Origin of the sequence: Dyadobacter frigoris (assembly GCF_005280585.1) — a bacterium.
Lineage (GTDB): Bacteria > Bacteroidota > Bacteroidia > Cytophagales > Spirosomataceae > Dyadobacter > Dyadobacter frigoris.
This window is the reverse complement of record NZ_SZVO01000007.1, coordinates 133,850-146,265: the sequence shown is the minus strand read 5'-3', so window position 1 is coordinate 146,265 and position 12,416 is coordinate 133,850. Positions and strand designations below refer to the sequence as shown.

The 12,416-nt window shown below is 39.4% G+C and carries 11 protein-coding genes; 5 read left to right on the top strand and 6 right to left on the bottom strand.

Features of this window, described 5'->3' with window-relative positions; genetic code table 11:
* Window positions 1–37 precede the first annotated feature (37 nt).
* Window positions 38–733: a YjjG family noncanonical pyrimidine nucleotidase gene (locus FDK13_RS16020; protein WP_137341018.1), complete on the bottom strand. Its 696-nt coding sequence runs from the start codon at window positions 731–733 to the stop codon at window positions 38–40.
* Between the two features lie 378 nt (window positions 734–1,111).
* Between FDK13_RS16020 and FDK13_RS16015 the strand changes: the two genes are divergently transcribed.
* The 4 genes from FDK13_RS16015 to FDK13_RS16000 all read left to right on the top strand — a co-directional run bounded on the left by FDK13_RS16015 (window position 1,112) and on the right by FDK13_RS16000 (window position 3,842).
* Window positions 1,112–1,711, top strand: coding sequence for an RNA polymerase sigma factor (locus FDK13_RS16015; protein ID WP_137341017.1), 600 nt, complete (start codon window positions 1,112–1,114; stop codon window positions 1,709–1,711).
* Window positions 1,686–1,934, top strand: a complete 249-nt coding sequence (locus FDK13_RS16010) for a hypothetical protein (protein ID WP_137341016.1) — start codon at window positions 1,686–1,688, stop codon at window positions 1,932–1,934. The genes FDK13_RS16015 and FDK13_RS16010 overlap by 26 nt, the downstream gene beginning before the upstream one ends.
* 269 nt (window positions 1,935–2,203) lie before the next feature.
* Window positions 2,204–2,848, top strand: coding sequence for an endonuclease III (gene nth, locus FDK13_RS16005; protein WP_137341015.1), 645 nt, complete (start codon window positions 2,204–2,206; stop codon window positions 2,846–2,848).
* 109 nt (window positions 2,849–2,957) lie between these two features.
* On the top strand, window positions 2,958–3,842 hold the full coding sequence (locus FDK13_RS16000) for an FKBP-type peptidyl-prolyl cis-trans isomerase (protein ID WP_137341014.1): 885 nt from the start codon (window positions 2,958–2,960) through the stop codon (window positions 3,840–3,842).
* A 53-nt stretch (window positions 3,843–3,895) separates the two neighbouring features.
* Here FDK13_RS16000 and FDK13_RS15995 read toward each other — a convergent pair whose 3' ends face one another.
* The 4 genes from FDK13_RS15995 to FDK13_RS15980 are packed head-to-tail and all read right to left on the bottom strand — an operon-like array spanning window position 3,896 to window position 8,734.
* Complete coding sequence (locus FDK13_RS15995; RefSeq protein WP_137341013.1) at window positions 3,896–5,029, bottom strand: DegT/DnrJ/EryC1/StrS family aminotransferase; 1,134 nt, start codon at window positions 5,027–5,029, stop codon at window positions 3,896–3,898.
* Window positions 5,026–5,625 carry an acetyltransferase gene (locus FDK13_RS15990; protein WP_137341012.1) on the bottom strand — a complete coding sequence of 200 codons (600 nt, stop codon included), beginning with the start codon at window positions 5,623–5,625 and terminating at the stop codon, window positions 5,026–5,028. Before FDK13_RS15990 ends, FDK13_RS15995 begins: the two co-directional genes overlap by 4 nt.
* A gap of 25 nt (window positions 5,626–5,650) precedes the next feature.
* Window positions 5,651–6,268, bottom strand: a complete 618-nt coding sequence (locus FDK13_RS15985) for a sugar transferase (protein WP_137341011.1) — start codon at window positions 6,266–6,268, stop codon at window positions 5,651–5,653.
* A 57-nt stretch (window positions 6,269–6,325) separates the two neighbouring features.
* Window positions 6,326–8,734, bottom strand: coding sequence for an alpha-ketoacid dehydrogenase subunit alpha/beta (locus FDK13_RS15980; protein ID WP_137341010.1), 2,409 nt, complete (start codon window positions 8,732–8,734; stop codon window positions 6,326–6,328).
* 208 nt (window positions 8,735–8,942) lie between these two features.
* Between FDK13_RS15980 and FDK13_RS15975 the strand changes: the two genes are divergently transcribed.
* Entirely contained in the window at window positions 8,943–9,341 is a 399-nt protein-coding gene (locus tag FDK13_RS15975; RefSeq protein WP_137341009.1) for a DUF1573 domain-containing protein, read from the top strand.
* A 138-nt stretch (window positions 9,342–9,479) separates the two neighbouring features.
* Here the strand turns inward: FDK13_RS15975 and FDK13_RS15970 are convergent, their stop codons facing one another.
* Window positions 9,480–12,377: a putative LPS assembly protein LptD gene (locus FDK13_RS15970; protein WP_137341008.1), complete on the bottom strand. Its 2,898-nt coding sequence runs from the start codon at window positions 12,375–12,377 to the stop codon at window positions 9,480–9,482.
* Window positions 12,378–12,416: the final 39 nt, after the last annotated feature.

The following is a 12,416-nucleotide window of genomic DNA, read 5'->3' as shown; positions in this document are numbered from 1 at the left end:
GATACAAGTCAGTAAATTACTTTTTGTCTTCTATCAATTAAAAAATCAACTTTAATTCTTCAAGACGGCGTATGTCGTATGTTGGCGATTCATCGAAAGAAAGTCCGGCAGGATTTAGATAAACTGTATCCAGGCCAAATTGTTTTGCGCCCATAACATCGGCAATCCAGTTGTCTCCTATCATAATACTTTCTTCCGGCAAGGCGTTAGCCATTTCCAATGCGTAGGCGAAAATCTTTGGATCGGGCTTCTTTGCACAGGCATTTTCAAAAGTTATTACGTTTTTGAAAAAGTGAGAAATACCCGAGCTGGAAATCTTTTTTGCCTGAATATCATTAAATCCATTCGTTACAATATGAACGGCATAACCTTTGTCGGTAACGTAATTAAGAATATCAAGCGCACCTTCAAGCAAATGTTTTTTTTGAGGAAGTGTATTAAGATAAATCTCACCGATTTCTACATGATTTGACGGACAAGCAACCCCCAGTTCATCAAAAACCATTTTAAAACGATTTTCACGTATATAGGCATGGTGCAAAGTTCCTCTGTCAAAAGCATCCCAAAGTGCAGTATTTATTCTTAAAAATGACTGAATAAAGTGCTCAATGGAAGAAACGCCATGCTGTTTCAGGTCAGAATTATAATAAATATCTTCAAGTGATTCAGAAGAATTCTTTTCAAAATCCCATAAAGTGTGGTCGAGGTCAAAAAAAAGATGCTTGTATTTCATACCCTAAAATTATTGTTTGTTTTCAAATAAAACATTAAAGTTTTGTCTGGAAATTTTAATTGAATTATTCTCAATTCGATCCAAAGTCCTATAATTCATCGTATATTATTTGATAAGTTCTATTATTTGCGCCAATAGGTATAGACGTAAGTAAATTGTGGTAAAAACGGGCACTTGTGTTATTTACTTGTTAATATGTGTTAATTAGAATTAAATTAGAAAAAAAAGGAGTGCAAACATTTGCAAATCAATTGCCAAATCCATTTCTTTGATTAATATAATTCGAAAAGTACCAATATCACATCATTTTCACACTTACTAAAGAAAGGAGAAACAATATAGACGAACTGCTCTACGTTAACTAAATCGAATAGTAAAATGGAGAAAGTCCAAGTTAGCGACAGTGAGTTGGTAACATTGTATATTCGTGGTAATGAGAAAGCTTTTGAAAAGCTTGTTCAGCGCCATAAGTCAAGAATTTATACGACTATTTACCTGATTGTCAAGGACCAATATGTAGCCGAGGATTTATTACAGGACACATTTATAAAGGCAGTTGACACAATTAAGTCAGGCAGATATAACGACGAAGGTAAATTTTTGCCATGGATTATACGGATCGCACACAACCTAGCCATTGATTATTTCAGACGCGATAAACGCTACCCCAATGTAGTGTTCGAAGATGGAAGCAGCGTATTTAATACACTGGATTTCGCGGAGGATTCCGTTGAGTCAATCCAGATTCGGCAAGAGACGCACGAGCAGTTGAGGGAGATGATCCAACGACTGCCGGATGTACAAAAGCAGGTTCTGATCATGCGCCATTATGAGGACATGAGTTTTCAGGAAATTGCTGATGCCACAGGTGTGAGTATTAATACGGCATTGGGAAGGATGCGTTACGCGTTGATAAATTTGCGCAAGCAATTCAGCCAACGTACCCCGCAATATGACAAAAACTTTTACCTACGATGATGTTATTAGGTATTTATATGCCGAAACAACTCAAAATGAAAATGACCAGATCGTTGAGGCTCTTGCGCTCGACGATGACTTAATGAACTTTTATCTGGATTCTTTGGAAATAAAGGAGCAGATGAACAAAATTATCCGAATTCCATCGGATCGTTCTGTCCAGAAAATTATTCATTATTCACGGCAACAAACAGTCAAACAATCTACTGCCCTTTCTTGTTAGAAAGTTCAATAGATTGTTTTTGTTTATATGACTGTTTGATAATATTATCAGACAGTCATATAATTCCGTTTTCTCTATTGAAAGAGAAAACGGTAATTCTTATATTTTAGTTTGCCGGCTTCATCAGTTAAATTCCTTTCAAATTCCCAGTTGAATTTTGTTATCCCATATTTTAAATAGTATGGCATTGAGTCTTTAATAATTAGTTTTGTCGACGGCCGGATTATTTCTGTCGTAATAGATAATTATCATCATGTTTGTTCAGGTTTATGAATAGGAAAGAGCGCTTTCAATCATTTTTAGCATATTTTACAACAAATTTCCCCGAACCTGAAACCGAGCTGCACTATGGTAATCCTTATGAATTGCTGGTTGCCGTTATTCTTTCAGCCCAATGCACAGACAAGCGTATCAATCAGGTAACTCCGGCTTTATTTGACCGCTTTCCTGATCCTGAATCATTGGCTGCCTCAAATTCAGATGAGGTTTTTACTTATATCCGGTCCGTTTCTTATCCAAATAACAAAAGCAAACATTTGGTCGGAATGGCGAGAATGCTTGTCGAAAAATTCGGGTCAGAAATTCCGGCATCAATTCCTGAACTTCAGGAATTGCCCGGCGTTGGGAGAAAGACTGCAAATGTTATTGCTTCTGTAATTTTTAATCAGCCGGCAATGGCGGTTGATACACACGTTTTTCGGGTTTCCCGGCGTCTGGGATTGGTTCCTTCTACGGCTACCACACCTCTTGCCGTTGAAAAAGGGTTGATGCGCCATATTCCAACAGAACTGGTTCCCAAAGCGCATCACTGGCTTATTTTACACGGCCGTTACATTTGTCTTGCCCGGACTCCCAAATGTAATATTTGCCCGCTTACTTCATTTTGCTTGTATTACGAAAAGCTTAAAATTTAAAATATTTTAATAAGTGTTCCAACCTTTTCACAGCCAATCAGGTCTGAACAATTAGGAGTAGAAAAGTAACAATGAATAACCTATCTTGAAAAACATTAAAAGGAACGAAATGAAGAGTAAATTTTTAACACTGGGCGTGATGTTGGCTGGGCTTGTGGGAATGGTATCCTGTAACAAAGGAATTGAATATGACGACGAAGCAAAGGCGATAGAAAATCAGCAATCAATAGAAAAGTATCTGGCGGATAGCTCCATTACAGCTACGAAGGATTCTTCGGGTATGTATTACGTTTTGAGAAAAGCAAATCCAACCGGAGCAAAACCTAAAGCTGAGGAGGGTTTGACCCTCAATTTTAATGGTTATACTTTGGACGGAAGATTAGTCGCGTCTTCAGTAAATACGGCAAAAATTCCTTTTGTACGTCCGTATAACCTGGGATTTTTACTTGGAGGAATGGAACGTGCACTTAATATCCTTCGTGTGGGAGAATCTGCAACCTTGTACATGCCTTTTTATCTTGCATACGGATCTTATTCATCTGACAATATTCCTGGCTATTCAGTGATTAAAATGAATATTGAGGTTGTTAGCAGCCGTTCGGAAGTACAGCAAATTGATGATTTTATTGCGGTGAATAAATTGACAGTTTCTGATAGATCTACTGACAATCTTGTAATTGTGAGAAATAATGTTGTAACAGGCGATACATTGGGCGTAGGCAAATCGGTAAATATTGCCTATAAAGGAAGACTTTTAACGGGTGCCATATTTGATAATGGGGATAAAACATATCCTTTTACAACCGGCACTGGAGGCACAACTAGTGGTCCTGTTATTGGCTTTGATCGTGCAATTCGCAAATTACGTAAAGGAGAAAAAGCAACGATTATTTTCCCATCTGCATTGGGTTATGGAAAAGGTGGTTTTCAGGCTTCTGGAGTTTATTACATTTATCCGTATTCACCTATATCGTTTGATGTTGAGGTATTATAAATAAAATTTTAACAAGAATTGAAAGCCTTCTGATACAATGTCGGAAGGCTTTTTTATGATTTATGAAATAAACTCTTGATATTCTCACAAATAAATAAAAGATCTTCTTCGCTTAAACTTGATCCAGACGGCAAACAAAGCCCTCTCTCAAAAAGCCCTTCCGCCACATTTCCACCAAAATAAGGAACATCCTTAAAAACCGGTTGCAAATGCAACGGTTTCCATAAATGCCGAGATTCAATATTTTTTGCTTCCAAATGCAGACGAATTTTATCTGGATTTACTCCTTCTGATAATTTCGGATCAATCAAAATACAAGTCAGCCAGCGGTTGGAAAAAAAATCCGGCGGTTCATTCTGAAATGAAATTCCAGATAAACTTCCCAACTCTTTCCTGTAAAAATCAAAATTAGCTCGTCTGCTTTTTACACGATTATCAATTACTTCAAGTTGTGCCTTACCTATTCCTGCACAAATATTACTGAGACGATAATTGTAGCCAATTTCTGAATGCTGGTAATATGGTGCGTCATCTTTGGCCTGTGATGCCAGAAACTTTGCTTTTTTTATTATAATCGGATCGTTTGAAAGTAGAGCGCCACCACCGGATGTGGTAATAATTTTGTTCCCATTGAAAGAAATGATACTTATTTTCCCAAACGAGCCTAACTTTTTGCCGTTATAAGAAGATCCCAATGCTTCTGCGGCATCTTCAATAAACGGGATTTCATATTTTTCACAAAGAAGTAATGTCTCGTTTAACTGCATTGGCATTCCGTAAATGTGCACGCCTATTATAGCTTTTGGTTTTTTGCCTTTTTTGATATAATGTTTGATGGTTTTTTCTAAAATATCCGGACAAAGATTCCAGGTCAAGTTTTCACTATCAATAAAAACAGGCGTCGCTTTGAGATAAACGATAGGATTGGCGCTTGCTGCAAAGGTAAAAGTCGGGCAAATGACGATATCTCCCGGACCTACACCTGCCATAATTAATGCGAGATGTAATGCCGACGTACCCGAAGAAAGTGCCACCGCATTATTCAAACCTACATAATTGGCAAGTTCCTGTTCAAAAGCATCAACATTTGGTCCCAACGGCGCGATCCAGTTTGAGTCAAATGCTTCCTGAATATATTTCAATTCCTTCCCGCTCATATGCGGAGGAGAAAGCCAGATCTTTTTCATGCGTGGCGGGAAATTATTCTGGCGGGGTTGCCGCGGACAATTACGCCATCCGGAATGTTATGCGTTACAACACTTCCCGCGGTAACAAAACAGTTTTTTCCAACCGTTAAACCTGGCGCTATAATACTTCCCACGCCAATTAATGTATTTTCTTCAACACAAACATTTCCAGACAGAATAACACCAGGAGCCAGATGAACGAAGTCGCCAATTATGCAGTCATGATCGACGGAAACAGACGTGTTAATGATCACATGTCGGCCAATGGTAGAATCGGCCTGGATAACTGCATTATGTAAAACAACAGTTCCTTCTCTGATTTTTACACTTTTATCAACAATACAGGAAGGATGAATTATTATCCCAAAAGCATGTTTTATCTGCCCTGAAATTTTTCTTCTGATCAAATTATCGCCAATTGAAATGATCAATTTTTGATCAGAAAAAACAGCCGGATCGTAGAATCCAGCTACTTTCATTCCATAAATTTCTTTTCTGTCAGGATTATCGTCAAAGATCGAATCAATCGAAATTTGATTCGCGAGAATACAGGAAATAATGACTTTGGCATGTCCGCCAGCACCGTAAATTAGCATTTTGAGAAGTGTGTGGTTTGAAGAATTAATTAGTGAGAGATGACGATCCGGTAAATTTTTCCGCCACTTTATTAGAATAAAACGTACGGTTCCTCTGGAAAATCAGTTTTTTTAATGTTATCAAAAAAATCTTTAAATCAAGGTTTAACGACAGATTTTCAACATAATATAAATCATAATCAAATTTTTCTTCCCAACTTATTTCATTGCGTCCGTTAATTTGCGCCCAGCCGGTAATACCGGGTTTTACTTCGTGACGCCGGAGTTGATTTTTGTCATATCGGCATAAATATTCTATCAATAGCGGTCGCGGCCCAACCAAGCTCATGTCTCCTTTCAACACATTCCAAAGCTGAGGAAGCTCGTCGAGTGATGTGCGGCGAAGAAATTTTCCGATTGATGTAATTCTTTTAGAATCAGATAAATATTCTTTATTTCCATTAGCTATGTCAGCCATAGTTTTAAATTTTACAATCGCAAAACTCTTGCAGAATAAACCTGGACGCGATTGAAAAAAGAAAGGTTTGCCTTTATTAAAAAAACACAAAAGCAGTGTCAGAAAAACAAAAAGCGGTGACAGGATTATTAATCCCGCCGCCGCTGATATGATATCAAAAAATCTTTTACCAAAACTTTTGTACATGTCTTCATTTATTAAAATCAACTAATAAATTTCAGACAGGCCACTTAAATCAATCTGTTAATACAAAGCAGGAAAATGAGTTGGATCCGTTTCCTGCATAATTTTGTATGCTACTTCAATCACATCATCCATGTTGGGTTTGGTGAAATAATCTCCATCAGAACCGTAAGGAGGACGATGTGGTTTCGCTGAAATCGTAACAGGCGATGAATCAAGCCAGCGGTATGCATTTTGTGCTTCCAAAACTTGCTGCATCATGAAAGCCGAAGCACTTCCCGGCACATCTTCATCTGCAAAAATCACCCTGTTCGTTTTCTTGATTGACTCCAAAATCCGGTGATCGACATCAAATGGTAATAGTGTTTGTACATCAATGACCTCGACTTCAATACCCAGATTATGTAATTGTGTTGCTGCCTCCATCACTATACGGCACATGGAGCCATAAGTAACGATGGTGACATCTTTTCCTTCTTTCAGAATTTCCGGCTGGCCAAGTGGAATACAAATTTCTCCGATATTATCGGCCAGCAATTCTTTTTGGCGATACGCGTTAAGCGGTTCAACAACCAGAGCCGGATCATCACCTTTTATCAAAGTATTATATAAACCGGCAGCCTGCGTGAAATTTCTTGGAACAACAATATGCATACCGCGAACGCTGCTAAGCATAGTACCCATCGGAGAACCAGAATGCCAGATTCCTTCCAGGCGATGCCCACGTGTACGAATAATTAATGGAGCTTTTTGTCCACCCGCAGTTCTGTACCGAAGACTTGCAAGATCATCCGTAAGCGTTGCCAGGGCATAATAAATATAGTCAAAATATTGAATTTCCACGATTGGACGTAATCCTCTCATCGCCATTCCAATTCCTTGTCCAATAATTGTCGTCTCGCGAATTCCGGTATCTGTAATCCGTAATTCTCCGAATTTTTCCTGTAATCCTGCCAAACCCTGATTTACATCACCGATCATACCCACATCTTCACCAATAGCCACCACACGCGGATCCTGAACAAATAATGCATTGAAATAAGAGCGAATAACTTCACGGCCGTCGACCGTAATACTTTCGTCGGAAAATACCGGATTTACCGGTTCAACTAAAAGCGGAGATTCATCGGATTCACTGTATAGCTGTGAATTATAGCGGACAGCGTTTTCTTTCAGTGTATTTTGAAGCCATTCCTGCATGAGTACGCGGGAAGGTGTGTTTTCATTACGAATAAGCCGAAGCGCTTTTCGGATACTAACTGCATTGTCGCGGCGAACGGGATAATATGTTTTGCTCAGTTCCGTGGCAATGGCCGATAATTCTTCTGAGAAAATACTTTCTTTTGCCGTTTTCTGAATTAATTCTACGGTTTCAAGATGCTCTTTATCAAGATCTTTCCGGTAGGCTTTCCAGGCGCGGTTACGGGCATCTCTGGCCGTTTCTTTTGCGTCGGCCTCAATGCGTTCCAGTTCTTCGTCGGTTGCATAGCCGTTATTTAAAATCCAGCCACGAAATCTCAGGTTACAGTCGCGGTCATTTTCCCATTGGAGTCGTTGTTTGGATTTATATCTTTCATGCGATCCGGACGAGGAATGTCCTTGCGGCTGTGTGAGCTCAGTGACGTGAACCAGCACAGGTACCTGTTCAGTGCGACAGAGTTCAGCGGCTCTTTTATAGGTTTCGATAAGTGCCGGATAATCCCAGCCATTAACTGATATAATTTCAAGACCAGCTTCTTCTTCGTTACGCTGTAACCCGCCAAGTGCTTTTGAAATACTTGATTTTGTAGTTTGATATTCAATCGGAACAGAAATTCCGTATCCATCATCCCAGACAGACATCAGTAAAGGAATTTGCAAAACGCCGGCTGCATTCATCGCTTCCCAAAACATTCCCTGCGAAGTGGATGCGTCACCGATTGTTGCAAAAACAATTTCGTTTCCTTTGTTTGAAAAAGTATCTAAATATTGAATTTCCTTATTCTCTCGGTAAAGTTTCGAAGCATAAGCCAAGCCCACTGAGCGGGGAATCTGGCCGGCTGTAGGAGAAATATCGCATACGGAATTGTATAATTTTGTCTGATCCAGCCATTTCCCGTTTTCATCCAGCCAGCGTGTCGAAAAATGTCCGTTCATCGAGCGTCCGCCTGTATGAGGTTCGTGTTCCAGATCTGCGTGGGCATACATTTGTGCAAAAAATTGCTGCCATGTCAAATTACCCAGCGAAGCTTCAATGGTTTGGTCTCTGTAATAGCCTGAGCGAAAATCACCTAACCGGAATGCTCTTGCCAAAGCAATTTGCGCTACTTCTTTTCCGTCTCCAAAAATCCCGAATTTGGACCGGCCCCCCATGGTATCTTTTCTTCCCAATAAGCTGACTTGCCGACTTTCACAAGCCAGGCGATAGTCGTCTGTTATATTTTCTTTATTCAAAACACTGGAACCGGTCAAACTGTCATTTAGAAGCATAAGCAAACGTTACGGGTTGAAACCGTAGTTAAGTTACATTTTTTTATAATGCACGCCAAAATTATGCAGGAAAATAATAATCATAACAATGAATCATAATAAGTTTAAAAGCATTGTTAACATAAGTTAATGTTTACTAAATTTCGTTTTTAAACTTTAATCTTGTTATTTAAATCAATTTTAACACAAAAACATTACCACTACAACTATGAAAGTATTCTTTTCCGCGTTGGTTCTACTGGTTGGTTTAACCACGGTTAGTTTTGCACAAAAAGGTGTTTTGAAATTCAAAGAAGAAACACACAAGTTTGGTAAAGTTCCTCAGGGAACACCGGTTACAAATGAATTTGTTTTCACGAACACAGGTACTGATCCTGTTGTGATTTCAAACGTAACAGTTTCATGCGGATGTACTACACCTGTATGGTCAAAAGCACCTGTATTGCCAGGAAAAACAGGTATCATCAAAGCAACATTTAACGCGGCAGCGGCAGGTTCTTTCAACAAGCCTGTAACTGTTTTCAGTAACACAGAAGGCGGATCTATTACTTTATATCTTAACGGAGAAGTTGTTGCGAAAGAAGCAGCAAAAGCTTCGTCGAAGTAATTTTATCTCAAAAACATTATATTAAAGCCGGCCCCAAAGGTCGGCTTTTCTTTTTTTAGTCGAAGTACAAAAAGATCAAAGAAGTAATTTTTAACAATATCTGCGACAAGCTCACCAACCAAAGCCAAAAGCTATTAGCTAGTATGCTGCCCGATCCTGGAACGACCGTCTTCTGGTCAGTTTTAAATCCTGAAGGATACTTGATTTTACCTTCAAAATAAAGTTGTAATTACTTACACGGGAAGCACTTCCTGCAAAAGGAGTCCAGCTGAAACTCATATCCCAACAGTGCAGATCGCGATAAAGTGTTAAGGTTGTAATAGTTGGCTTGAAGGCCGTAAAGTCAAAGCCGGTTGTTACACTTATTTTGAAATTAGTTGACAAACTTAAATCACCGGTTGCATTAATTGCCTGAATCAACGTGGCATTCGATAAACCTGGTTTGGTTAATCCAAAGTTATAATTCAGTGTCAAATTCCAGGGGACATTAAAATCAACATACATATCTGCATTACGTCTTATAAATTCCCGCTGCTCTTCGGTGACGTTCGCATCGGGTATTCCGGTCGTGGTTGCGGCCGGTTTCGTTTTATCAGATTTTTTTGGAGAAAAACTAGTTCCCAATGTAAATCCAAGATTTTGCAAATTGGCTAATCCTTGTCCTTTGCTGATTGCATATTGGTTTACTCTGATACCCGTCAAATTAGATTTATAAACCGGATCTGCGATATAGGCATAGGGGTCCAGGTTTGCGTTGAAGTTAAGGTTTAAATTTTTGCCAATACGCGCATTTGCATTGACCGTGATATTGGATAATTTCAAGGAATCAGCCATTAAATTGTAACTGCCTCCTAAACTTAAATTATCCAGCAACGAAACTTTTGTAAACTGTGCGGCTGCCGTATCGCTTTTGGATTTAAGCTTCATTTCAAAAGAGTTATTCAAGCTGAATGAAATCACACTTGTCGCTTTTCCGTTGCTTACACCGGTACCGATACCACTGTATCTGGATAATTTTTTTGTTTCACCCAATTCATTGATCTGTACAGTTTGATAAAAACCGTAATTGTCGCCGGTAAAATCGGGTGTATAAGTGTAGGATAAAGTTGGAATAACAGTATGCCGGATGGCTTCAAGCCGTTTTCCCCGGACAAAGAATGTTCCATAAAAACGGGTATTTATTCCGGCTCCGAAGTTATAGGAATATTGATTTCCTATTTTGTTCAGCGTATCAATATGAACTGTATTACCTCCCTTAAATGTGTATTGATATTGTTTGGTATAAATCTGGCCCGACAAGGACATGCTTGGCGTTAAATTTATAAACCGGAAAATTTTAAAGTTTGGAAGTGAAATCGGGATGCTGTAAGTACCGGTAAACTGAGCATCTTTCGCGAACTCGGGTAAGTTTGCAATATTGAATGGAAGGGGTATCGTTGCTCCTGTCGAATCAGTAGTTTTTCTAATTTTATTATCAACCCTGAAACCTAGTCGGGTGTAAGAAGTATCAATTAAAGTGATTGAGTTTGTCAATGTGTAATTTCCGCTGAAATCCATCCCTAAACGGAAACTGTCATACCATCTTGAACGCCCGCCGTTTAATGCGAAAGGGGCGATCTGGTTTACTCCAAAACTGAAATCAGATGAAATATTTGTTTTTCCACCTACTTTGACACTACTTGTACCAACTCTTTGTCCAAAGTTTTGATTTACACGTAAACTGGCAGCACCCCTTAAATACTGTCCCATTGTCCGGTTATACTGAACTGAAGAACTCGCGACGTTTGCTGTGTATTTTGCCGCATTTGTTTCTTGCAGAGAGTTATAGTTATTACTGGTTATGTTTACATTCGCAGAAAACGTCGAGTTTCCACGAGGCTTCGGAGCATGTGACCAGACCAGACTAAAATCTGATGTGCCGCCAAGACCCAATTCATTTTGAACCTCGTCACTTGATCTGTTTTTGTTATAACGCAAAGCGAAATTACCTGAATATTGGTAACGCTTGGAATAAGTTGTGGCAACGCCTAAACCCCAGCTTCCGGTTGAATAAATCTGTCCGGTTACGGATGCGTTGATATATTCACTGATGGCAAAATAATATCCCCCGTCGCGCAGATAAAATCCCCGGCCGTTTGGTTCTTGTCCGTATGTCGGGAAAATAATACCGGAAGTCCCGGCTTCTTTCTTTTTTGGAAAAGGGAAAAAACCGAATGGAATTACAATGGGCAAAGGAACATCCGCAATGACCAGGTTGAAGGGTCCGGAAATAACCTGTTTCTTGTTAACCATTTTGATCTTCGGCGCATTGATATAATAGTGAGGATGCGTCAGATTACAGGTTGTATAAATGGATTTCTGAATATAGAAATTTCCCTCTGTGTCCTTTTTTACCCTGTCACCACGCACGTTTCCGTCTCCTTGCTGAGTCACAATTCCCCTGATGATTGCTTTTTTGGACTTGAAATTATAGCGGATCTCCTTGGTGTTATACGTTTCTGGTCCATCCTGGAAAATGGGTTCGCCTATGGTTTTCTTGGAAGTCGAATCGTAAGTTCCGTGCGCCAGCACTTCATTCGTTACCCAGTTCAGGCGTATATAATTTGCTTTTAGATTAATAGTACCATAATTTACCTCCGCGTTCCCATAAAGGTGAACCTGTTTCAATACCACATCCATAATGGTGGAATCTTCTGCAGTATACTTGACCACGTTTTGCAGATCGTCCGGATTGGATAATGAATCGGCAGCGAGCGAATCAGCAATGGCCATGTTGGCTTTGATAATGGCTGAGTCCGCCAGCGTAGAATCTCTTAAAGGAAGAGTATCCGTTTTGATGATTTTCCCATCGGGAGTTTTGGCCAAAGCAGATTTGTCTGCCGCCGAAGGTGCAGAATTTTTGGTTTTGGCTTTCGACGTAAGAAGATCTTTACCAGATTTCTTTGTGCTTTGCTTCACACATGCCATTGTGCCTAACAGAAGAAACGCAACAAGTACCAGCGATATAATAATCGCCTTTTTTTTCAGTTCTAACAAAAGGAGTATTTTTGCATAACGAATGTCAAAATTAGCAGA